19 protein-coding genes and 1 tRNA gene are annotated in these 21823 nt (G+C 68.2%); 11 read left to right on the forward strand and 9 right to left on the reverse strand.

The window, feature by feature from the left end:
- The first annotated feature begins 88 nt into the window (after positions 1–88).
- From WFK61_RS02500 to WFK61_RS02510, 3 genes are all read left to right on the forward strand, one after another.
- On the forward strand, positions 89–2425 hold the full coding sequence (locus WFK61_RS02500) for a putative bifunctional diguanylate cyclase/phosphodiesterase (protein WP_336809948.1): 2337 nt from the start codon (positions 89–91) through the stop codon (positions 2423–2425).
- Positions 2426–2532: 107 nt separating this feature from the next.
- Positions 2533–3978, forward strand: a complete 1446-nt coding sequence (locus tag WFK61_RS02505) for an FAD-dependent oxidoreductase (RefSeq protein ID WP_336809949.1) — start codon at positions 2533–2535, stop codon at positions 3976–3978.
- An 11-nt stretch (positions 3979–3989) separates the two neighbouring features.
- Positions 3990–5438, forward strand: coding sequence for a sensor histidine kinase (locus tag WFK61_RS02510; protein ID WP_336809950.1), 1449 nt, complete (start codon positions 3990–3992; stop codon positions 5436–5438).
- A gap of 12 nt (positions 5439–5450) precedes the next feature.
- Here WFK61_RS02510 and WFK61_RS02515 read toward each other — a convergent pair whose 3' ends face one another.
- Positions 5451–6080: a S24 family peptidase gene (locus tag WFK61_RS02515; protein WP_336809951.1), complete on the reverse strand. Its 630-nt coding sequence runs from the start codon at positions 6078–6080 to the stop codon at positions 5451–5453.
- Between the two features lie 166 nt (positions 6081–6246).
- Between WFK61_RS02515 and WFK61_RS02520 the strand changes: the two genes are divergently transcribed.
- Together WFK61_RS02520 and WFK61_RS02525 are read left to right on the forward strand one after the other, a co-directional pair.
- Complete coding sequence (locus WFK61_RS02520) at positions 6247–6591, forward strand: DUF952 domain-containing protein (protein WP_336809952.1); 345 nt, start codon at positions 6247–6249, stop codon at positions 6589–6591.
- Positions 6588–7676 carry a quinone-dependent dihydroorotate dehydrogenase gene (locus tag WFK61_RS02525; protein ID WP_336809953.1) on the forward strand — a complete coding sequence of 363 codons (1089 nt, stop codon included), beginning with the start codon at positions 6588–6590 and terminating at the stop codon, positions 7674–7676. The genes WFK61_RS02520 and WFK61_RS02525 overlap by 4 nt, the downstream gene beginning before the upstream one ends.
- A 3-nt stretch (positions 7677–7679) precedes the next feature.
- On the opposite strand, the gene WFK61_RS02530 is transcribed toward WFK61_RS02525, so the two are convergent.
- The 3 genes from WFK61_RS02530 to WFK61_RS02540 all read right to left on the reverse strand — a co-directional run bounded on the left by WFK61_RS02530 (position 7680) and on the right by WFK61_RS02540 (position 10485).
- Positions 7680–7934: a DUF6460 domain-containing protein gene (locus WFK61_RS02530; RefSeq protein WP_336809954.1), complete on the reverse strand. Its 255-nt coding sequence runs from the start codon at positions 7932–7934 to the stop codon at positions 7680–7682.
- 102 nt (positions 7935–8036) lie between these two features.
- On the reverse strand, positions 8037–8717 hold the full coding sequence (locus tag WFK61_RS02535) for a response regulator (protein ID WP_257733878.1): 681 nt from the start codon (positions 8715–8717) through the stop codon (positions 8037–8039).
- Positions 8718–8847: 130 nt separating this feature from the next.
- Complete coding sequence (locus WFK61_RS02540) at positions 8848–10485, reverse strand: cisplatin damage response ATP-dependent DNA ligase (RefSeq protein ID WP_336809955.1); 1638 nt, start codon at positions 10483–10485, stop codon at positions 8848–8850.
- A gap of 107 nt (positions 10486–10592) precedes the next feature.
- Here WFK61_RS02540 and WFK61_RS02545 point away from each other — a divergent pair, with 107 nt between their 5' ends.
- Positions 10593–11375 carry an SGNH/GDSL hydrolase family protein gene (locus WFK61_RS02545; protein WP_336809956.1) on the forward strand — a complete coding sequence of 261 codons (783 nt, stop codon included), beginning with the start codon at positions 10593–10595 and terminating at the stop codon, positions 11373–11375.
- Between the two features lie 136 nt (positions 11376–11511).
- Here the strand turns inward: WFK61_RS02545 and WFK61_RS02550 are convergent, their stop codons facing one another.
- Positions 11512–12582 (reverse strand): ligase-associated DNA damage response exonuclease, encoded by a 1071-nt coding sequence (locus WFK61_RS02550; protein ID WP_336809957.1) that lies wholly within the window; start codon positions 12580–12582, stop codon positions 11512–11514.
- 23 nt (positions 12583–12605) lie between these two features.
- Here WFK61_RS02550 and WFK61_RS02555 point away from each other — a divergent pair, with 23 nt between their 5' ends.
- The 5 genes from WFK61_RS02555 (at position 12606) to WFK61_RS02575 (ending at position 18383) form a co-directional block, all read left to right on the forward strand.
- The gene (locus WFK61_RS02555; protein WP_336809958.1) at positions 12606–13565 is read left to right on the forward strand and encodes a class I SAM-dependent methyltransferase; all 960 of its coding nucleotides are present in this window, start codon (positions 12606–12608) and stop codon (positions 13563–13565) included.
- Between the two features lie 286 nt (positions 13566–13851).
- Positions 13852–14826 (forward strand): N-acetyl-gamma-glutamyl-phosphate reductase, encoded by a 975-nt coding sequence (gene argC / locus WFK61_RS02560; RefSeq protein ID WP_336810099.1) that lies wholly within the window; start codon positions 13852–13854, stop codon positions 14824–14826.
- Between the two features lie 171 nt (positions 14827–14997).
- Positions 14998–17484: a ligase-associated DNA damage response DEXH box helicase gene (locus WFK61_RS02565; protein WP_336809959.1), complete on the forward strand. Its 2487-nt coding sequence runs from the start codon at positions 14998–15000 to the stop codon at positions 17482–17484.
- A gap of 50 nt (positions 17485–17534) precedes the next feature.
- Positions 17535–18197 carry a ligase-associated DNA damage response endonuclease PdeM gene (gene pdeM / locus WFK61_RS02570; RefSeq protein WP_336810100.1) on the forward strand — a complete coding sequence of 221 codons (663 nt, stop codon included), beginning with the start codon at positions 17535–17537 and terminating at the stop codon, positions 18195–18197.
- Between the two features lie 111 nt (positions 18198–18308).
- A tRNA-Thr gene (locus tag WFK61_RS02575) sits at positions 18309–18383 on the forward strand.
- A gap of 157 nt (positions 18384–18540) precedes the next feature.
- Here the strand turns inward: WFK61_RS02575 and WFK61_RS02580 are convergent.
- From WFK61_RS02580 to WFK61_RS02595, 4 genes are read right to left on the reverse strand one after another with little or no spacing between them, the layout of a single operon-like run.
- A complete protein-coding gene (locus WFK61_RS02580; protein ID WP_336809960.1) occupies positions 18541–19191 on the reverse strand; it encodes an ATP-binding cassette domain-containing protein in 651 nt (216 codons plus the stop codon).
- Positions 19191–19937, reverse strand: a complete 747-nt coding sequence (locus WFK61_RS02585; protein WP_336809961.1) for an ABC transporter ATP-binding protein — start codon at positions 19935–19937, stop codon at positions 19191–19193. Before WFK61_RS02585 ends, WFK61_RS02580 begins: the two co-directional genes overlap by 1 nt.
- Positions 19934–20857, reverse strand: coding sequence for a branched-chain amino acid ABC transporter permease (locus WFK61_RS02590; RefSeq protein ID WP_336809962.1), 924 nt, complete (start codon positions 20855–20857; stop codon positions 19934–19936). The genes WFK61_RS02585 and WFK61_RS02590 overlap by 4 nt, the downstream gene beginning before the upstream one ends.
- Positions 20858–20863: 6 nt before the next feature.
- Entirely contained in the window at positions 20864–21763 is a 900-nt protein-coding gene (locus tag WFK61_RS02595) for a branched-chain amino acid ABC transporter permease (protein WP_336809963.1), read from the reverse strand.
- Positions 21764–21823 lie beyond the last annotated feature (60 nt).

Consider the following 21823-nt stretch of genomic DNA (forward strand, 5'->3'; position numbering starts at 1 on the left):
TTACCTCTGCTCTCGTACAAACCTCGCATGATGCGCGACGTGCGGAATCCGCACATCGCACCGCGCGGGGCGGCAAAGGCAGGAGTAGATGGCAGGCGCTCTCAAGCGACTGATGATTGCGGGCGGGCGCGAGCAGGGCGAGAACATCGACCTGACCGGCTATACGCTGCTGGTCAGTTCGCTGTTTTCGTCGCCGGCCTCGATCATCCCCGGCGGCATCGCCGGCATCCTGACGCCGTTCCTGTGCTGGATATCCACCGGCATGGATATCTTCATGAGCCTCACCATCCTGGTGACGCTCATCGTCATCCTGCGCATCGTGACGGTGATCGCTTACCGGCGACGCAACCACGCCAATGACAGCTATGCGCAGACCCGGCGCTGGGATCGCGACTATTTCATCGGCGCCACGATGTTCAGCGCCGTGCTCGGCTACAGCTGCTATGTCGCGCTGGTTCAGACGGACGATCCGGCCGCACATATCACGTCGGTGGCTTCGACCATCGCGCTGGCCTCGGGCTATGTCGCGCGCAATGCCGGCCGGCCGAAATTCGTCGCGGTGCAGCTCCTGACCTTCTGCATACCGATGGCCATCGGACTGATCGGCGCCCATAACCCCTATTACCGCTATATCGGCTATTTCGCCTTCCTCTACGTGGCGGCCAATATCGCGATCACCAATTCGCTGCACCGGAACCTGCTGGCGTTGAGCGACGCCAACAAGCAGTCCAAGGCGCTGGCCTCGGCCCTGCATTCGCAGAACCTGACGCTCGATGCCGCGCTCAACACCATGATCGACGGGCTGGCGATGTTCGATCGCAGCCTCAAGCTCGCGGTCAGCAACGCGCCTCACAGCACGCTTTACGGCCTGCCGGAGACGCTCGCCCTGCCCGGCACGCCCCTGACCGCGATCGCGCGCTTCCTGGTCGAGCGGCAGGTGATAAGCCAGGAGCAATTGCGCGACATCCGCACGGCATTGACCGAAGTGCAGACGACGCAGCAGGCCACCAGCCGCGAAGTGGTGACGCGGGGCGGGCTCGTGCTGGTCGTCACGCTCGCGCCCGCGGCCGAGGGTGGCATCCTGATGCTCACGGAGGATGCCACCGAGCGCAAGGCGACGGAGGCGCGCATCGAGCAGATGGCGCGCTTCGACGAATTGACCGGGCTCGCCAACCGCTTCGAGTACACCACGCAGATCAACGAGACCTTCGCCAAGCTGGAGCGCACGGGCGACGGTTTCGCGCTGCTCTATCTCGATCTCGACGGCTTCAAGCAGGTCAATGACAGCCTGGGCCACGATATCGGCGACCATGTCCTGATGGAGACCGCGAGCCGCCTGCGCGGCGCGATCCGCAGCAACGACATGCTCGCCCGCTTCGGCGGCGACGAGTTCCTGCTGATCCTGCCCTCCTCGGACCATCTCGTCGTCACCGCCATCGCCCAGCGCATGATCGACGTGATGGCGCGGGCCTTCGATGTCGACGGCAAGACCGTCTACGTGACCGCCAGTATCGGTATCGCGATGGCGCCGCTCGATGGCGGCAACCCGGCCGACCTGCTGCGCCATGCCGATACCGCCCTCTACAAGGCCAAGTCCGCCGGCCGGAACATGCTGATGTTCTTCAACCCGGCCATGGCCGAGGAGATGATGGAGCGGCATGAGATCGAGGTCGATCTGCGCAAGGCCTGCATCGACGGGTCGCTCGAGCTCTATTATCAGCCGATCATCGACCTGAAGACCCAGAAGGTCGTGTCGCGCGAAGCGCTGATGCGCTGGCGCCACCCCACGCGCGGCATGGTGCCGCCGAGCGTGTTCATCCCGATCGCCGAACAATCCGGCCTGATCGCCGGCATGGGCGACTGGGCGATCCGCCAGGCCTGCCGCGATGCCGCGAGCTGGGAGCCGGGCATCGGCGTCTCCGTCAACGTCTCGCCGCTGCAGTTCCGCGAGCCGCGCCGGATCGTCGAGACGGTCAAGGAGGCCCTCCTCGCCTCGCAGCTCGAATCGCGGCGTCTGATGCTGGAAGTCACGGAATCGCTGCTGATCGAGGACGACAAGCTGGCGCTTTCGGTGCTCGACGAGTTGCGGGCGCTGGGCGTGACCTTCGCGCTGGACGATTTCGGAACCGGCTATTCCTCGCTCGCCTATCTCTCGACCTACCCGTTCGCGCAGGTGAAGATCGACCAGAGCTTCGCTCGCGAGGTCCATACCAACGAGGCCTCCAAGGCCGTCATCGAAGCGGTCTGCCAATTGGCACGCCGGCTCCAGATGAGTGTCGTGGTCGAGGGCATCGAGACCGAGCAGCAGCGCATCGCCGTCCAGTTGCTCGGCGCCCACCGCGCCCAGGGCTTCCTGTTCGGCCGCCCGGAGGCGCTGGCCAGCATCAAGGACCGCAACGGCAGCGGCAATCGCAGCGTCGCCTGAGCCGGCCGACCTTTCGCTTTAATTCGGGAACGGCGGTGCAACGGCCTTGATTCCGCCGGCCCGGCGACGCATCAGCGTTCAGGGACGACAGCGAAACGGGACATCCGGTGAGCGACGGCACGGCCAAGGCGGCGAAACCAGCCGCGTTGACACCCGATATCTGCGTCATCGGCGCGGGCGGTAACGGCATCGCGCTGGCGATCGCCGCGGCGGCTTTCGGCGCCCCCGTCGTCCTGATCGAGCGGGACGCCATCGGCGGCGACATAGGCGCACTCGCCATTCGCGCGCTGATCGAGAGCGGAGCGCGTGCGCAAGAGCTGCGCGAGGCCGGGCGGCGTGGTCTTGCGGCAGCCGAGCCGCAGCCGAAACCGGCCCAGATTCACGACCATATCCAGCGGGCCCTGACGGCTGACCGGGCCAATCACACAGCCGAGCGATTGGCCACGCTCGGCATCATCGTCATCCGGGGCGAAGCCCGTTTCACCAGCCGCAGCACGGTCACCGTCAACCAGCAGCCGATCAAGGCGCGCCGCTTCGTCATCGCCACAGGCGCTCGCGCCGTCCCGCCCGCGATAGCGGGGCTCGATGCGGTGCCGGTTCTCCGCGAGGCCGATCTTGCCGGCCTGACCCGGTTGCCGGAGCGGCCGATCGTGCTGGGCGGCGCGGGGGCTGCCCTGGCCCAGGCCCTGCGCCGGCTCGGCTGCGCCGCGACCCTCGTCGCGCCCGAAGGCTTGCTGGCGGGCCATGACGCCGAAGCGGCGACGATCCTGCGCCGCCGCCTGCTGCGCGAGGAGCTGGCACTTTACGAGGACGGCGAGCCGCTGCGGGCGGAACGCACGCGCTCCGGGCTTCGCCTGATCCTGGCCTCGCCTTCCGACGAAACCACGGTCGAGGGTTCGCATCTCATCCTCTGCGGCCCGCGCCGCCCTGCGATCGATGCACTCGACCTCGATCTCGGCGGCATCCGCCACGATGCTTCCGGCATCACCGTCGATCGCAGCCTGCGGACGAGCAATCGACGTGTGCATGCGCTGGGCGCCTGCGCGGGCGGGGCGGCGACCGCCCCATTCGATCGTGCGGGCGACGACCATGTCGGGCTCGTGCTGCGCAGCATCCTGTTCCGCCAGCCGGTGAAGATCGATCCGGCCAGCGAGCCGCGCGTCGTCTGGAGCCGACCGCAGGTCGCCTCGCTCGGACTGTCGGAGGCTCAGGTCCGCAGGACGGCCGGGACGGTCCGGGTGCTGCGCTGGCCGTTTTCCGAGAATGCAGCAGCCCAGGCGGCTGGCGAGACCGAGGGCTTCGTCAAGGCGATCGTCGATCGCAAGGGCCGCATCCTCGGCGTCACCATCGTCGGCGAGGCTGCGGGCGAATTGATCGCACCCTGGTGCATCGCGATGCGGACCGGGCTCGGCATCGGCGATCTCGCCGGCATCCCCCTGCCGGCCGATGCCCGCTCGGATGCATCACGCCGCGCCGCCCTCTCCTTCCATGCGGCTTTGACCACGCGGCCGGCTTTACGCCGCCTCATCGGCTTTCTGCGTCGTTTCGGCTAAGATCACCGGCGATGCATGCACCCAAGTCAGCCTTGTCGGTCAGCCAGCCGCGCGGCCTCACGCGCCTCGGCCTCTCGGCCAAGCTGCTGCTCGTCACCGTGCTCTTCGTCATGCTGGCGGAGGTGCTGATCTACCTGCCCTCCATCGCGAATTTCCGGCGCAACTGGCTGCATGACCGGATCGCCGCCGCCCAGGTCGCAGCACTGGTGCTGGAGGGCGCCCCCGAAGACGGCCTGCCCGAGGGCAGCGAAAACCGCCTGCTGATGGGTGTCGGCGCCCGCGCGATCGCGGCGCGCGTCGGCGGGGCGCGGCGCCTGCTCAGCCTCGATTCGATGCCGCCGCCGGAGGTCTCGCGTTCGGTCGACCTGCGCAATCTCAGCTGGCTCAGCGCGATCGAGGAGGCGCTCGCCGTACTGGTCTCGCCCGCGACCATGCCGATCCGCGTGGTCGGCGAGGCGGTGGGCGGCGCCGATTTCGTCGAGATCGTCATCGACGAGGCGCCGCTGCGCCGGGCAATGCTGAAATTCTCGTGGAGCCTGCTGCTGATCTCGCTGCTGATCACCGGCCTGACCGCGCTCGCCGTCTATATCGCGCTCAATGCCCTGATCATCGGGCCGATCCGGCATCTGGCGGCGAACGTCATGGAGTTCGAGGCGGACCCCGAGAACCCCCGGCGGATCATCGAACCCTCTTTGCGTGCCGACGAAATCGGCGAGGCGGAGCGCGCACTCGCTCGCATGGAAGCGACGCTCGCCGACGAATTGCGCACCAAGAAGCACCTCGCCGAGCTCGGCCTCGCCGTCTCCAAGATCAACCACGACCTGCGCAACATGCTGGCGGCGGCGCAGCTCATGTCCGACCAGCTCATCGAGACCCGCGACGCCAAGATCCGCCGCTTCGCGCCGCGCCTGATCGCGACGCTGGGGCGCGCCATCGATTTCTGTCAGGCGACCCTCGCCTATGGCCGCGCCGCCGAGGCGACGCCCGCGATCCGCGACGTCCCGCTGCGGCAGCTCGTCTCCGAGCAGGCGGAAATGCTCGGCCTCGGCGAGGGCAAGCAGCCGCGCTTCGAGAACCGGGTTCCGCCCGAATTGTCGGCCCCCTGCGACCCCGACCAGATGGCGCGCGTGCTGACCAACCTGATGCGTAACGCGATCCAGGCGCTGACGCGCGCGGGGGCCGAGGCCGGCGACCTGCCTGTGCTGATGGTCACGGCCGGGCCGGAGAACGGCTCGGTCGCCTTGCGCGTCATCGACAACGGTCCCGGCGTGCCGGAGCGGGCGCGTGCCAACCTGTTCCAGGCCTTCCGCGGCTCGGTGACGCCCGGCGGCACGGGGCTTGGGCTGGCTGTCGCGGCCGAGCTGGTCCGGCTCCATGGCGGCTCGATCGCGCTGGAACCCTCAAATACGGGCGCGGTCTTCGCGGTGATGCTGCCGGCGCGGCGCGCCAACGGGCACTGACCGGCGGCGTGTCTACTGGCTCGCCCAGATCACCCGCGCCATGAAGGCGATCTCGGCATTGTTCAGCACGCGGTCGGCATGCTCCGGATTGAGCGAGGCCAGCTCCACCGTCTTGGCCGTCTGGCGCTTGAGCTGCTTGGCCAGCACCTCGCCCTCCACCGTCTTGACCACGACCCGGTCGCCACGCCTCACCGTCGCGGTCGGCGAGACGATGATGGTGTCGCCATCGCGATAGAGCGGCAGCATCGAATCGCCGGAGATTTCCAGCGCATAGGCCTTCTCGTCGGCGACGCCGGGAAAGGCGACCTCCTCCCATCCGGTGCCGACGGGAAAGCCGCCATCGTCGAAGAAGCCGCCCGAGCCGGCCTGAGCGAAGCCGATCAAGGGGATCGTGCGCGCCGGCGCCGGCTCCCGGCGCAGCACCACGCTCATGAACTCGTCGAAGGAGGCGCCGGTCGCGGCCAGGATCTTGGAGATCGATTCGGTCGAAGGCCAGCGCTCGCGCCCGTCGGGGGCGACGCGCTTCGAGCGGTTGAAGGTGGTGGCGTCGAGCCCGGCCTTGCGCGCCAGACCCGAGGCGGTGAAGCCGTAGCGCTGGGCCAGCGTGTCGATCGCCCCCCAGATCTGGTCATGTGACAGCATCGCTGAGGGCCTCGCTTCGCTCTTGCCGTCCGGCGGGGATTGAAGATAGGAAATATCCCCTATCGTATAAGATTTCAATCCGAATCTCGCCACAATCGGACAACGGCTTGCGGAATCCTCCTGCCAGCGTTTAAGCCGTTGCCGACATTCGCGCGCGAGACCTCCGGTGCCCCTGATCTACAAGATATGCCCTGCCGCGCTCTGGTCGGAAGCCGAGGCCAAAGGCCGCTTCGACGGCGCCCCGGTCGATCTCGCCGACGGCTATATCCATTTCTCCACGGGCGCCCAGGTCGCCGAGACTGCGGCGAAGCATTTCGCCGGGCAGGACGGGCTCCTGCTCATCGCCATCGATGACGAGCGCCTCGGCCCGACCCTGCGCTACGAGCCCTCGCGCGGCGGCGCCCTGTTCCCGCATCTCTATGCCCCGCTCGATCCGAAGGTCATCCGCTGGATCGCCCCCATGCCGCTGAAGACCGACGGCAGCCACATTCTACCGGAGACGCTCGCATGATCGGCGGCCTGTTCAACCTCGCGCGCCCGCTGATCCACCGCATGGATGCGGAGACGGCGCATCGTCTGACCGTCACGGCGCTGGCCACGGCGCCCGCGCTCAAGCCGGGGGCGGACGACCCCGTGCTCGCCACCGAGGCGTTCGGGCAGTCCTTCTCCAACCCGGTCGGCCTCGCGGCCGGCTTCGACAAGAATGCAGAAGCGGTCGACGGTGCGCTGGGTCTCGGCTTCGGCTTCGTCGAGGTCGGCGGCGTGACGCCGCTGCCGCAGCCCGGAAACCCGCGCCCGCGCGTCTTCCGCCTGTTGGAGGACGAGGCCGTCATCAACCGTTACGGCCTCAACAGCGAGGGCATGGAGGCGGTGGCGAAGCGGCTCGAGGCCCGTCTGCGCCGCAATGGGCTCGTCGGCGTCAATCTCGGCGCCAATAAGGAATCGGTCGACCGTGCCGCCGATTACGCGACTTTGGCACGCCGGCTCGCCCCGCTCGCCGATTTCCTGACGATCAACGTCTCCTCGCCGAACACGCCGGGCCTGCGCGACCTGCAGGCGGAAAGTGCGCTCGACGATCTCGTGGCGCGCACGCTCGCGGCGCGGGACGAGGTCGCGGTCGGCGGCAGGCCGACGCCGATCCTCATCAAGATCGCGCCGGACCTGACATTGCCCGAGCTCGACGGCATGATCGCGGTTGCCCGCAAGCGGAATATCGACGGGCTGATCGTCTCGAACACCACCATCGCGCGCCCGGACAGCCTGCGCAGCGCCAGCAAGGCCGAGACCGGCGGGCTTTCCGGCAAGCCGCTCTTCACCGCCTCGACCCGCATGCTCGCCGAGGCCTTCCTGCGCGTCGAAGGGCAGTTCCCGCTGGTCGGCGTCGGCGGCGTCGATTCGGCCGAAGCCGCCTTCGCCAAGATCCGCGCCGGAGCGACGCTGGTGCAGTTCTATTCGGCGATGGTGTTCAAGGGGCCGGGGCTGGCGAAGGAGATCAAGACCGGCCTCGCCACGCGGGCACGGCGCGCCGGGCTGACGCGCCTGACCGCACTGATCGGGCGGGATGCGGCTGCGATCGCGCGCGGCGAAAGGCTGTAAAGCTTACTTCCGCGCCGCGAAGAGCCGCATCAGCAGCCAGAGCGGCACGACGATCAGCGCGCCGGTGATGACCCATTGGCCTACTTTGCGCACCGTATCGAAACCTAGGCCGGTGATCGAACGGACAAAGCGCACGGCCGATTCGTAGAGATCTGGAGGCGACAGGTCGAGGTAAGTCATGGCCGCGCCGACCAGCAGCGAGATGAAGATCAGGCGGACGAGGACGCTGAGGGGCGAGCCGCCGAGAAACCGTTCCATGGAAGCAATCGCCATCCTGTTGCGCCCCAAGCCTATGCGGGGCGCTTCCGCGCTGTCTTAACCTGAAACCCGTTGCGCTTGAACGGGGACTGAACGGGCGCGTCAGGCGGTCGCCGCGGCCCCTGCCGTCGCCCAGGCGGTGCCGGCGATCTTCGAGGCGGCGATCACCGCCTGCGTGCGGCTGTCGACGTCGAGCTTGGTCAGGATCGCCGAGACATGCGCCTTCACCGTCGCCTCGGAGACGCCAAGCTCATAGGCGATCTGCTTGTTGAGAAGTCCCTCCGACAGCATCATGAGCACGCGCACCTGCTGCGGGGTCAGCGTCGAGAGGCGGCGGACCATGTCGGCGACCTCGGCATCCACAGGCGCGGAGAGATCGACGCCGGGCGGTGTCCAGACGCCGCCGTCGAGCACGGCGCGGATCGCCTCGCCCATCTGCGCGACATCCGCCGTCTTGGGCAGGAAGCCGAGCGCACCGAACTCAATGCAGCGGCGAATCACCGCCGGGTCGTCATTGGCGGAGACGACGATGACCGGAATCTCGGGATGGTCGGCGCGCAGAAAGAGCAGGCCGGAAAAGCCCTGCACGCCCGGCATGGTCAGATCGAGCAGGACGAGATCGGCGTCGCCGCCGCTGGCCAGCGCCTCGGTCAGGGCTTCGAGCGAGCCCACTTCGCTGACCTCGGCTCCGCCGATGGCGCTCGACACTGCCTGACGCAGCGCGCCGCGAAACAGCGGGTGGTCATCCGCGATGACGATCCGCGTCGAAGGCTGCTTGCTCATGGCCCCACTCCCTAAAGCCTGCCCCGGCTCCGTCCGAACCGGGCCGATGCCTTGTTCGACCCGGACATTTTGCCCCAGCCCGGGCGTGCACCACAAGCACTGCAAACGCAAGGCTGCAACCCGTCACGGCTCAACCATTGGTCGGCAACAGCGCCTCCAGCACCTCGATATGGTCCGCCTCAACAGGCGGCTTGTCCCAGCGGATGCGGTTGATCCGGGGAAACCGCATGGCGAGGCCGGATTTGTGCCGCGTCGAGCGCTGCAAGCCCTCGAAGGCGACCTCGAAGACGAGGCCAGCCCCAGCCTCATGCGTGACCTCGCGCACCGGGCCGAAGCGATTCAGCGTGTTCTTGCGGACATATTTGTCGATCTCGATCAGCTCCTCGTCGGTGAAGCCGAAATAGGCCTTGCCGACCGGGACCAGCTCCTGCCCGCCATCCTCGTCCACGCGCCAGACGCCGAAGGTGTAGTCGGAATAGAAGGAGGAGCGCTTGCCGTGGCCGCGCTGGGCATACATCAGCACGCAATCGACGAGCCGGGCATCGCGCTTCCATTTCCACCAATAGCCCTTGGGGCGGCCGGGCAGATAGGCTGAATCGCGGCGCTTGATCATGCAGCCCTCGACCGCTTCCGCATCGGCGCCCGCTCCTGCCCCCGCCGGATCGGCGCGGGCCGCCGCCAGCTCATCCCAGGAGGCGAAGGGGATCACCGGCGAGAGATCGAAGCGGGGGCTGGCGAGGCGCGACAGGAAGCCCCCCAGCCGCTTCCGCCGCTCCTCCAGCGGCAGATGCCGGACATCTTCCTCGCCGTCGACGAGCAGGTCGTAGACACGGATATGGGCGGGGAATTCGCCCAGCATCTTGGCGGTGACGGTCTTGCGGTTCAGCCGCTGCTGGAGGGTGTTGAAGCTCTGGACCGTGCTCTCGCGCATCACCAGCAATTCGCCGTCGAGCGCGCCATCTGTCGTCAGCTCTTCCACGAGGTCTGGAAAGGCGGCGGCGATGTCCTCGCCGGTGCGCGAATAGAGCCGCGTCACGCGCGAACCGTCGGCTTTGCGGCCGCTGACGGCCTGGACGCGGATGCCGTCCCATTTCCATTCGGCCGCGAATTCGGCCGGGTCGAGCTTGTCGAAATCGCCGTCCTCGATCGGATGCGAGAGCATGACCGGGCGGAACGGCGCGGGATCACGCGCCTCGGGCCGCGCGCCCCTACCCTCCAGCCAGGCGAAAAGCTCGGCATAGGGCGGCTCCAGCCCGTGCCAGACCTGTTCGACCTCGTCTGGCGGCACGCCGCCGAGGCTGGCAGCGGCCGTCTTGGCGAGGCGGGCGGAGACGCCGATGCGCAAGGCCCCGGTGATGAGCTTGAGCAGGGCCCAGCGCCCGGTCTCGTCGAGCGCATCGAGCCAGCCGGCGACGAGACGCGGCAGGTCGGTCTTGCCGGCCTCTCTCAAGCCCTCGACCACCTCCGGCAGATGCGGCACCGCATTGGCGCCGTGCCGGGCCGGCCACATCAGCGCAACCGTCTCCGAGAGATCGCCGACATAGTCATAGGACAGCGCGAAGAGCACGGGATCGGTGCGCTCGGCGATCAGGGCGCGGATCAGCCCGGCCTTGGCGTTGCGGAAGACGAGCCCGCCCGTCATCGCCGCCAGCGCATAGCCGCGATCGGGATCGGGTGTCGTACGCAAGTAATCGGCGATCAGCGCAATCTTGGCGTTGCGGCGCGGCTCATAAGCGAGGCGATCGAGCAGCCAGGCGAAGCGGTTCATGCTGTCGCCCCCGCGCCACACCGCATCGGTTCGTTTCTGTTGCACCGCATCGTTCAGATACCGTTCATGAAGCAAACCTTAACGGCAGCGGAGTAGCTGGGAGAGCCATGCCGATGCGCGTAGCGATGCGGTTTCTTGCCTTTGCCTTGCCTGCCATCGCTGCCACGTTTTCGGTCGGAGCCCCCGCGCAGGCGGCGAGCTTCTCCTGCCGCGAGACGCCGATCGTGCGCTCGAACGCCGCGCTTGCGCCGCTCTCCGCCAAGGTCTCGCAGGGCAAGGCCCTGACGATCCTCGCCATCGGCTCGTCCTCGACCGAAGGCGTCGGCGCCAGCGCCAAGGACAAGACCTATCCCGCCCGCCTGCAGGCGCTGCTCGCCAAGTCCTGGCCCAAGTCCCAGATCGAGATCGTCAATGCCGGCATCGGCGGCGAGACCGCGCCGCAGACGCTCGCCCGGCTGAAGGCTGCCCTCGCCGCGCGTCCCTACGACCTCGTGATCTGGCAGGTCGGCACCAACGACGCCGTCAGGGGTGGCGATCTCGATGCCTTCAAGGCGATGATCGGCGAAGGCATCGCGCTCGTCCGCGAGGCCGGCCCGGCTCTCACCATCCTCGACCCGCAGTTCTTCCCTTCGGTGCGCGACCCGCAACGCTACGGCCAATATGTCGAAGCGGTTGGCGAGGTCGCCCGGCGCGAGGCTGTGCCGGTGTTCGGCCGCTACGACGCGATGCGCGAATGGCATCGCAGCGATGCCGAGGCCTTCAAGGCCGCGCTCTGGACCGACGGCTTCCACATGAGCGATGCGGGCTATGACTGCCTCGCCCGCGACATGGCCAATGCCATGGTCGGCATGGCCGCGCCCGCGCGCCCTGTGGTTGCGGCCTCGCGCTGATCCAACCTTCAAGCCCTCATCCTGAGGAGCGCTTCCCAGAAGCGCGTCTCGAAGGATGATCCAGCAATCTCCAGAGCCTCCTGGAGCATCCTTCGAGACGCCGCTGCGCGGCTCCTCAGGATGAGGGCTGGAGGAACTAGCTGGCATTCGCATCGGCCGCCTCCCCGACCGGATCAGCCTCGCCCTCGTCGCCATAGCCGACGAGATGCAGCGGCTTGGCCTTCAAGCCCGCCGTGCCGCACCAATGGACGAGCGCGTCCGCCTCGCCATGGGTGACCCAGATCTCGCCCGCCTGAACCTCCCTGATCGTCGCGAGCAGGTCGTCCCAGTCGGCATGGTCCGAGACGACGAGCGGCAATTCGACGCCCTTCTGGCGCGCCCGCGCCCTGATCCGCATCCAGCCCGAGGCGAAGGCCGTCACCGGATCGGGAAAGCGGCGCGCCCACAGGTCCTGCGTCGCGCTCGGCGGGCAGATGACGATCTCGCCGCCCAGTGTCTTGCGATCCGTATCCGCGACCAGCCTGACCTCGCCGAGCGGGATGCCTTCGGCCTCGTAGAACGCCGTGATCTTCTCGACGGCACCGTGGATATAGATCGGGCGTTCGTAGCCGGCCTCGCGGATCAGGGCCATGACGCGCTGCGCCTTGCCCAGCGAATAGGCCCCGACGATATGCGTTCGCTCAGGGAAGAGCCTGACCGATTCCAGGAGCTTGGCCACCTCCCCCGCCGCCCGCGGATGGCGGAAGACCGGCAAGCCGAAGGTGGCCTCGGTGATGAAGATATCGCAGGGCACGGGCTCGAAACCGGCGCAGGTCGGATCGCGCTCGCGCTTGTAGTCGCCGGAAGCGACGATGCGCAGGCTCCGGCTCTCGACGGCAATCTGGGCGGAGCCTAAGACATGCCCCGCCGGCACGAAGGTGAAATCGACCTCGCCGATACGGACGCTCTCGCCGGGCACCGCGACCTGCTGCGAACCGGCGAAACCCTCGCCATAGCGCAGGGCCATGATCGCCAGGGTCTCCCGCGTCGCCAGCACGGCGCCATGCCCGGCACGGGCATGGTCGGAATGGCCATGGGTAATGAGAGCCCGCGCCACGGGCCGCACAGGATCGATATGGATGTCGGCCGGCGGGCAATACAGCCCGGCCGGCGTCGGCAGCAGCAATTCGGAGGGGCGCCAACGGGCGCTTTGTCTGGCCAGCGTCACACTCCTGGGCTAGATCGGACGGTATGACCGATACAGGCTCGACCACGCATTTCGCCTCGTCCGGCGACCCCGTGCTCGACCGCCGCTATGGCTGGGCCGAGGCTGCGCTGAAGGACGGGGACGCGCAAGCGGCCGTCGAGATCCTCGACCAGACCCTGTCGCAGGCCTATCACTTCACCGCGGCATGGCATCTCTACGGGCTGGCGCAAGAGGCGCTCGGCCACAGGGAGGACGCCGCCACTGCTTGGCGGCAATGCCTCGATCTCGACCCCAACGACCATTTCGGTGCGCGGCTCGATCTCGCCCGCATCGGCGCCCTGCCGGCCGAGCAGGCGACCTCGGAGAATTTCTCCGGTGCGCTGTTCGACGCCTATGCCGACCGTTTCGACAGCCATCTCACGCAAACCCTGCATTACAACGCGCCCGACCTGCTGAAGGCGGCGCTCGTCCGCTGCTGCAGCAACGCCGGCCGGCCCTTCCGGTTCGACATCGTCTACGATCTCGGCTGCGGCACCGGGCTGATGGGCGAGGCGATCCATGAGCAGAGCGGCTTCATCGCCGGCTGCGATCTCTCGCCGCGCATGATCGAGCGGGCCCGGACCAAGCTCGCGCCGGACGGTACGCCGCTCTACGACAAGCTCGCCGTCGCCGGCCTGACGAGCTTCCTCTCCAGCCGGCCGGACGCTTCCGCCGACCTCGTCGTCGCAGCCGATGTCTTCGTCTATCTCGGCGAGCTCGCCCCCTGCTTCGCCCAAAGCGCGCGCGTGCTGGAACCCGACGGGCTGCTCGCCTTCACGGTGCAGAGCCATGACGGCGAAGGCGTCGTGGTGGGTGATGACAGGCGGTTCGCGCATGCGGAAGGCTGGCTGAGGGAGCGGCTGGTGGAAGCCGGGCTCACTCCCGTACTCGTCGAGCCCGCCAGCACGCGGCAGGATCGCGGCGCGCCCGTGCCGGGGCTGCTGGTAGTGGCCGAGAAGCGGTGAGGCTGGGCGCTGCCCGAAACCGCCAGCGGACATTCCGCTTGACGATGAACAGGGGCCGCGACAGTGTCGCCGGACATGCTCAGGAACCGGACAGTTTGTGATCGACGCCGACGTCGCTGCACCCATGCGGCGGCTCTTCAGGCTGCGCGTCGTTCAGTGCCCTTCCGCGTGGTGGCGGCCTCACGATAGGTCCACATGCCGAAGCGGCCCCCGGCCCGCGTTCCTGAACCTCCGCAGCCCTCGGCTCCGGGGGTTTTCTTTTGCCTGCACCCAGAAGGACCTCATCATGAGCATTCGCGTCGGCATCGTCGGCATCAGCGGTTTTGGCGGCGGCGAAGCGCTGCGCCTGATCGCGAGCCACCCGTCCTTCGAGCTGGTCTACGCTGCCGGCGAGAGCAGCGCCGGCAGCCGGCTGCTGGAGCGCTTCCCCGGCGTGCCGGCGAAATTGGCCGAGCTGGTAATCGAGCAATGGAATCCGGCAACCCTGCCGAAGCTCGACGTGCTGTTCGCATCACTGCCCACGGGCGCCTCGGCCGACGCACTGGCGCGCGTGCCCAAGGACGTGAAGATCGTCGATATCGGCGGCGACCATCGCTATGTCGAGGGTTGGGCCTATGGTTTGGCCGACATCTGGCCAGCCGAGATCGAAGGCCGGACCCGCGTGGCCAATCCCGGCTGCTTCCCCGCCGCAACGCTGAACGCGCTGGCACCGCTCCTCGCTAACAAGCTGATCGAGCCGGGCAACATCGTGATCGACGTGAAGACGGGCATCTCCGGCGCCGGCCGGGGCGGCGACAGCAAGTTCGGCTATGCCGAGAGCAACGAGAACCTGGTGCCCTACGGTCTGCTCAAGCACACCCACATGCCCGAGATCGCCAGCACGATCGAGCGGCTGAGTGGCGGCAGCGCGGCCGGACTGGTGTTCACGCCGCATCTGGTGCCGATGACCCGCGGCATCCTTGCCACCATCTACTGCCGCGGCCGCGCCACCACGGATCAGTGCCTGGACGCGGCCCGGCGCTTCTATGCCGGGCGCTCCTTCGTCCGCGTGACCGAAAAGCCGCCGCAGACCAAATGGGCGACCGGCTCGAACCTCGCCTTCGTCAGCTATGCGGCCGATCCGGAGCGTAACCTTGTGATCGCGATGGGCGTAGTCGACAATCTCGGTAAAGGCGCGGCGGGCCAGGCCGTGCAGAACGCGAACCTGATCTGCGGCCTGCCCGAAACCGCAGGGCTGGACGGCTTGCCTGTCTGGCCCTGACAAACACAGGCCTCCGGGGCAGTAGACCAAGCTACTGCGTGGGACCGCGACGGGTCGAAGCGATCCGTCCGGTAGCCACGCAGCAACGGTCCCCCAGCCTCGCGGCGAGTGTCTTGCGCGATCCTTGATTCCCCTTTCGTTCTCCCTCATCACCCCCTATCTTCGGCCGGCATGGCCGCCCCCTCCCCGCTCCCTCCTGCCTTCGAGGCCTGGTTCACCGGCCGCGGCTGGAGCGTGCGGCCGCACCAGCTCGCCCTGCTGGAAGAGGCCCGCGCCGGACGCTCGACCCTGCTGGTTGCGCCGACCGGGGCCGGCAAGACGCTCGCCGGCTTCCTGCCCTCGCTGGTCGAGCTGGCCGAGCACAAGGGCAAGCATGACGGCCTGCACACGCTTTACATCTCGCCGCTGAAGGCGCTCGCCGTCGATATCGCCCGCAATCTCGAAGCGCCCGTGGGTGAGATGGGACTACCGATCACCATCGAGACGCGCACCGGCGATACCTCCGCCGCCAAGCGCACGCGCCAGATCCGTACGCCCCCGGATATCCTGCTGACGACACCGGAGCAGCTCGCGCTGCTGGTCTCGCATCGCGACGCGGCGCCCTTCTTCGCCAGCTTACGCCGCATCGTGCTCGACGAATTGCATGCGCTCGTCACCTCCAAGCGCGGCGACCTGCTGGCGCTCGATCTCGCGCGCCTGAAGGCATTGGCGCCGCAGGTCTCAGGCGTAGGCCTTTCGGCGACGGTGCGCGAGCCGGCCGATCTCCAGCGCTATCTCGGCGGCGCCGCGACACCGGCCGGGCTCGTCACCGTCGCAGGCGGGGCAAAGCCGCGCATCGGCATCCTCGACACGCAACGGCGCCTGCCGATCGCCGGCCACACGACACTGCATGCGATGGCCGAGGTCTATGAGGCGATCCGCACGCACAAATTGACGCTCGTCTTCGTCAATACGCGCATGCAGGCGGAATTTGCCTTCCAGGCCTTGTGGAACCTCAACGACGACAGCCTGCCGATCGCGCTGCATCACGGCTCGCTCGACGCCCAGCAGCGCCGCAAGGTCGAGGCCGCGATGGCCGACGGACGCCTCAAGGCCGTGGTCTGCACCGCGACGCTCGATCTCGGCATCGACTGGGGCGATGTCGATCTCGTCGTCAATCTCGGCGCGCCCAAGGGCGCGAGCCGGCTGATCCAGCGCATCGGCCGCTCCAACCACCGCATGGACGAGCCCTCGGAGGCGCTGCTGGTGCCCTCCAACCGCTTCGAGCTGCTGGAGTGCCGCGCCGCGCTCGAAGCCGTCCACGAGGCTGCGCAGGACACACCGCCGCCACGCATCGGCGCGCTCGACGTGCTCGCCCAGCACATCCTCGGCGTCGCCTGCTCCGATGGTTTCGAAGCAGACGCCCTCTACGAGGAGGTCCGCACCGCCTCGCCTTACGCCGATCTCGCCCGCGCGGATTTCGACGCCGTCGTCAATTTCGTCGCCACCGGCGGCTATGCGCTGAAGAGCTATGAGCGCTTCGCCAAGCTCCGGCAGGACAAGGCCGGCCTCTGGCGCGCCAGCCATGCCCGCGTCATCCAGCAATACCGCATGAATGTCGGCACCATCGTCGAGGCGACGATGCTCAAGGTCCGGCTCGGCCGGGCGCGCGCCGGAAAGCCAGGCCAGCCCGGCATGATCACGCGCGGCGGGCGCGTGCTCGGCGAGATCGAGGAATATTTCGCCGAGACCATGGTGCCGGGCGACACCTTCGTCTTCGCCGGCGAGGTGCTCCGTTTCGAAGGCATCGTCGAGAACGAGGCGGTCTGCTCGCGCGCTGCGGCAGGCACCGATCCGAAGATCCCCTCCTATGACGGCGGCAAGTTCCCGCTCTCGACCTTCCTTGCCGCCCGGGTGCGCGCCATCCTGGCTTCGCCGGGCCTCTGGCACACGCTGCCGGAGGAGGTCTCGGCCTGGCTGCACGCACAGAAGCGGATATCGCGCCTGCCGCAGCCCGGCGAATTGCTGGTCGAGACTTTCCCGCGTGCCGGGCGCTTCTATCTCGTCGCCTATCCGTTCGAGGGCCGCCTCGCGCACCAGACACTCGGCATGCTGCTGACGCGCCGGCTGGAGCGCGCCCGCATGCGCCCGCTCGGCTTCGTCTGCAACGATTACGGCATGGCCTGCTGGGCGCTGGGCGACATGACGGCGGCGATCGCACGCGGCGCCCTTAATCTCGACGAGCTCTTCGCGCAGGACATGCTCGGCGACGACCTTGAGGACTGGATGGCGGAATCGGCGCTGATGAAGCGCACCTTCCGCTCCTGCGCCATCATCGGCGGGCTGATCGAGCGCCGTTTCCCCGGCCAGGAGAAGAGCGGCCGGCAAGTGACGATCTCGACCGATCTCGTCTACGACGTGCTGCGCCGGCACGAGCCGGACCATATTCTGCTCAAGGCGGCGCGGGCCGATGCGGCGACGGGCCTGCTCGACATTCGCCGGCTTGGTGAGATGCTGACACGGATCAGCGGCCGAATCGTGCATCAGCCGCTCGACCATGTCTCGCCGCTCGGCGTCTCCGTGATGCTCGAGATCGGGCGCGAGGCGGTCTATGGCGAAGCGGCGGACGAGATCCTGGCGGAAGCAGAGGCGATGCTGACGGAAGAGGCGATGGCGTGACGGCGGCGGCAGCGCTGACCGAAAGGTCCGGAGAGACGAGCGAGGCCTTCATGCTGGGTCGGCTCGCGCTCGTGCCTGACCTGTCGGGCGCGCTCTGGCTGCCGGAGGAGCGCACGCTCGTCGTCGCCGATCTGCATCTGGAGAAGGGCTCCGCCTATGCGGCGCGCGGCGTGATGCTGCCGCCCTATGATTCGACCGCGACGATTGCCACGCTGGCCGCGGCGATCCGGCGCCATCAGCCGGCGCGCGTGATCGCGCTCGGCGATAGCTTTCATGACCGCGATGCCGAAAACCGCCTCGCCCCGGAGGCGCGCGCCGCACTCGGCGCGCTGCAGCAGGGCCGCGACTGGCTCTGGATCACGGGGAACCATGATCCAGCCATCGGCCGTGCCATGGGCGGCGAGAGCGCGGCGGAGATCGTGCTTGCCGGCGTGACCCTGCGCCATGAGCCGACCGCGTCGGAAGGTGGCTGCGAGATCGCCGGACATCTGCATCCGGCGGCCAAGGTCCGGATGCGCGGACGGGCGATCCGGCGGCGCTGCTTCGCGCTTTCGGCGCGGCGCTGCGTGATGCCGGCGATGGGCGCCTATGCCGGCGGCCTCAACCTGCGCGACGCCGCTTTCCGGCCGTTGTTCCGCAGCGGACTGAGCGCGCATCTCCTCGGCGACGGCCGGCTCTTCCGGATCGATCCACGGTTATTGTTGCCGGATTGATCGAGCGGGTTGCGTCCGTCACAAGGTTGTGGCATCAGGGCGCCGCTTCGGAACGACGCCAGCGCCCGCAACCGCCTCAGAGCAACCGCGAACGCCCCGGCCGCCGGACCTGCTGCGGTAGCTCAGTGGTAGAGCACTCCATTGGTAATGGAGAGGTCGAGAGTTCAATCCTCTCTCGCAGCACCAGCATTCTCTGACAGGTCTACAAAATTCGACGGCGCGCTAAACCGTGCGAATGCCGATATCGGCCTTCGCCAAGGCGCCATCAGCAATCGACCCGCCGCACGCCATCAAGCGCGGGCGGGCCGGAATATTGTGAAGGGCCGCGCCGGGCCGGGTCGGCTCAGTTGATCTCGCCGCGCTCGATCTGGAGCGTCTCGTCGGCGATGGCGTCGAGCAGTGCCGGCGTCGATTCCGTGACGAGGATGGCGAGGTCGGGGCGGTTGCGCCGGAGCTCGCCGAGCGTGCGCGCATATTCGAGCGCCAGCGCCGGAGCGAGACCCTGGAAGGGCTCGTCGAGTAGGAGCGCCGTGCGGGCAACCATCAGCGCGCGGCCGAGCGCCACCATCTTGCCCTGCCCGCCCGAGACGCCGCCGCCCGGCCGCTTGCGCATGGTCTTGAGCTGCGGCAGCAGCGCATAAACCTCGTCGAGACGCCGCCCTCTCTCGGTCGCCGGCAGGCTAAGCGCCAGCGCCGGCAGCAGAATGTTGTCCTCGACGGTGAATTCGGGAACCAGCCTGCGATCCTCGGGCGCGTAGCCGATACCCTGCGCCGCGCGGCGATAGGCCGGCGTCGTGCCGATCTCCTCGCCGCCGAGCCGAACCGTGCCGCCCTGCACCGGCAGCAGGCCCATGATCGCCCTGAGCGTCGTGGTCTTGCCGGCGCCGTTGCGGCCGATCAGGATCGTCGTCTTGCCCGATGCCAGTCCGAGCGAGACCGAGCGCAGCACCTGCACGCCAGCGATCGCGGCGCTTACCCCTTCGATCCGAAGCATCACGCCACCCCCACGACGTTGCGCAGCACCCGATCGTCCTTGAACACCACGGAAGGCGGGCCCTCGGCCATGACGCTGCCGGAATCCCAGACGACAACGCGGTCGGCATAGCGCTGCACCACGTCCATGTCGTGCTCGACGAAGAGCGCCGTGACCTTGGCCTGGCGCAAGGCTCCCATCAGCGTCTCCATCAGGGTGAAGCGCTCGATCGTGCTGACGCCGCTGGTCGGCTCGTCGAGCAGGACGAGGCGCGGCTTCAGCGCCAGCGCGATGACGATGTCGAGCAGCTTGCGCCGCCCTTCCGGCAGCGTGCCGGCGAGCTGCCCGGCCTCACGGTCGAGCCCGACCAGCGCCAGCAGCTCCTCCGCCTCCCGGCGGCGCCCCTCGGCACCGAGCGCGCGAAACGGCACCCAGATGCCGCGCCGCGCCGCGACCGCGATCATCAGGTTGTCGAGCACCGTCTGGTCGAGGAAGAGCTGCGGGATCTGGAAAGCCCGCGCGATGCCGCGCCTTGCGATGGTGCGCGGCGCCATCGCGGTGATCGGCTTGCCGTCGAGATAGACCTCGCCCGAGCTCGGCCTGAGATAGCCGGTGCAGAGATTGAGGAAGGTCGTCTTGCCGGAGCCGTTGGGCCCGATGATCGCGAGGAACTCGCCCTCGCGGATTTCGAGATTGACGCCGTCGGCCGCCTTCACGCCGTAGAAGGCGATGCGCAGGTCCTTGGCCTGGAGGAGAGGCGTGGTCATGCCGGTTCTCCGCTGCGGCGCCGGATGAGGCCGTAGAGCCCGCTCGGCAGGAAGAAGATGACGCCGATCAGCGCGACGCCGATGATCAGGTTCCAGGCATCGGTGACGCCGACCGCGACGGTGTGCAGCACTTCGAGGAAGAGCGAGCCGATGAAGGGGCCGGCGACGCCGCCGATGCCGCCGAGCACCGCGACCAGCACGAGATGGCCGGACGCCGTCCAGAAGGCGAATTCCGGCAGGATATGGCCGATCGCCAGCGCCGCGATCGCCCCGCCGATGCCGGCGAGCGCGGCCGAGATCGTGTAGGCGATCAGCAGCACGACCCGGACGGGCACGCCGAGATATTCGAGCCGGAGTTCGTTGGTATGCACGGCCGAGAGCGCATGGCCGAGCGGGCTTGCGAGATAGCGCTGCACGCCGTAGCCGACGCCGACCATCAGCACGATGCCGGCATAGTAGAGCGCGGTGTCGAAGCGCGGCTTGTCGAGCGTGATGCCGAAGAAGCTGGGCACCGCGACGCGCATGCCATCCGTGCCGCCGGTGATGCCGTAGAGCTTCGAGATCAGCGCGTAGAGCACCATCGACATGGCGAGGTTGAGCATGGCGAAGAAGATCGCGCGGTAGCGCACCAGGAAGGCGCCGACGACGAGGCCTGCGACCGCCGAGGCCAGCGTGCCGAGTAGCAGCAGCAGGACGAATTCGTTCACCCCGGCCCGGGCCAGGAAGGCGATGGCATAGGCGCTGACGGCGTAGAACATGGCATGGCCGATCGAGATCAGCCCGCCGCGCAGCAGCACGGCGACGCCGAGCGCGGCGAAGCCCTTGGCGATGGCGAGCGTCAGCACGAATTGCAGCCAGGGCGCGGCGACGGGCGCAAGCGCCAGCGCGGCCAGCGCGATGAGGAAGAGGGCAACGCGCATGGCGGGTCAGATCCTCCGGGTCGCAGCCTGGCCGAACAGCCCGTAAGGGCGGATCAGCAGCACGACCAGCATGACGATGTAGGGGGCGACGGCATCGAGCGAGGGCGCGAAATAGATGGCGAGCACGCGGGCGAGGCCGACGATGATCGCCGCCAGAGCAGCGCCCTCGATCTGGCCGAGCCCGCCGATGGCGGCGACCGCGAAGGCGAGTACCATGGTCTCGGCGCCGAGGCCGGGCGCGGCGCCCGCCGTCGGCGTCGCCAGCGCACCGCCCAGGGCCGCGAGGAAGACCCCGAGCGAGAAGGAAAGGATAAAGACGCGGTTGGTGTTGATGCCGATGCTCTGCGCCATCTCGCGATCGGCGACGACGGCCGTGACGAGACGCCCGATCCGGGTCTTGGTCAGCAGCACGCGCAGGCCGATGACGACCAGCGCCGCAAGCGCGATCAGCAGGAGCTGATAGTTGAGATAGACCACGCCGCCGATCCGGGTCGAGCCCAGCAATTGCATCGGGGTATCCTCGGCGAGCGACGAGACGCCGAAGACGATGCGCTGCAGGTCTTCCAGGATCAGGAACAGGCCGAAGGTGACGAGAATCTGGATCGCTTCGGACTTGCCGTAGGTCCAGCGCATCAGGCAGCTTTCGACCAGCGGGCCGAACAGCGCCGCGACGATGGCCGCGCTGAGGATCAGCGCCGGGAAGGAGAGCCAAGGATTGAGCCCGGCCCCGGCGATCCAGAGGCCGATCGAGGCCGCGACATAGGCGCCGATCGAATAGAAGCTGCCATGTGCGACGTTGAGCACGCGCAGGACGGAAAAGACGAGCGTCAGCCCGACCGCAACGAAGAAAATCAGCGCCGCGCTGGCCAGGCCATCGACGGCGAGCGGAATCAGGGTGTCGAGCATGGGCGGCACCTGGAAATGACGATGAGGGAATGAGCGGGAGGGCTCGAAGCCGCCCTCCCC

This window comes from Allobosea sp. MMO-172 (genome assembly GCF_037147855.1).
Lineage (GTDB): Bacteria > Pseudomonadota > Alphaproteobacteria > Rhizobiales > Beijerinckiaceae > Allobosea.

Bases quoted from the DNA above. Each gene is read 5' to 3' on its own strand.
- WFK61_RS02515 (WP_336809951.1), bottom strand. From the start codon at position 6,080: ATGCTGTCACATGACCAGATCTGGGGGGCGATCGACACGCTGGCCCAG.
- WFK61_RS02540 (WP_336809955.1), bottom strand. From the start codon at position 10,485: ATGAACCGCTTCGCCTGGCTGCTCGATCGCCTCGCTTATGAGCCGCGC.
- WFK61_RS02585 (WP_336809961.1), bottom strand. From the start codon at position 19,937: ATGACCACGCCTCTCCTCCAGGCCAAGGACCTGCGCATCGCCTTCTAC.
- WFK61_RS02595 (WP_336809963.1), bottom strand. From the start codon at position 21,763: ATGCTCGACACCCTGATTCCGCTCGCCGTCGATGGCCTGGCCAGCGCG.
- WFK61_RS02535 (WP_257733878.1), bottom strand. From the start codon at position 8,717: ATGAGCAAGCAGCCTTCGACGCGGATCGTCATCGCGGATGACCACCCG.
- WFK61_RS02555 (WP_336809958.1), top strand. From the start codon at position 12,606: ATGACCGATACAGGCTCGACCACGCATTTCGCCTCGTCCGGCGACCCC.
- WFK61_RS02500 (WP_336809948.1), top strand. From the start codon at position 89: ATGGCAGGCGCTCTCAAGCGACTGATGATTGCGGGCGGGCGCGAGCAG.
- WFK61_RS02530 (WP_336809954.1), bottom strand. From the start codon at position 7,934: ATGGAACGGTTTCTCGGCGGCTCGCCCCTCAGCGTCCTCGTCCGCCTG.
- WFK61_RS02510 (WP_336809950.1), top strand. From the start codon at position 3,990: ATGCATGCACCCAAGTCAGCCTTGTCGGTCAGCCAGCCGCGCGGCCTC.
- WFK61_RS02580 (WP_336809960.1), bottom strand. From the start codon at position 19,191: ATGCTTCGGATCGAAGGGGTAAGCGCCGCGATCGCTGGCGTGCAGGTG.
- pdeM (WP_336810100.1), top strand. From the start codon at position 17,535: ATGCTGGGTCGGCTCGCGCTCGTGCCTGACCTGTCGGGCGCGCTCTGG.
- WFK61_RS02565 (WP_336809959.1), top strand. From the start codon at position 14,998: ATGGCCGCCCCCTCCCCGCTCCCTCCTGCCTTCGAGGCCTGGTTCACC.
- WFK61_RS02525 (WP_336809953.1), top strand. From the start codon at position 6,588: ATGATCGGCGGCCTGTTCAACCTCGCGCGCCCGCTGATCCACCGCATG.
- WFK61_RS02590 (WP_336809962.1), bottom strand. From the start codon at position 20,857: ATGCGCGTTGCCCTCTTCCTCATCGCGCTGGCCGCGCTGGCGCTTGCG.
- argC (WP_336810099.1), top strand. From the start codon at position 13,852: ATGAGCATTCGCGTCGGCATCGTCGGCATCAGCGGTTTTGGCGGCGGC.
- WFK61_RS02545 (WP_336809956.1), top strand. From the start codon at position 10,593: ATGCCGATGCGCGTAGCGATGCGGTTTCTTGCCTTTGCCTTGCCTGCC.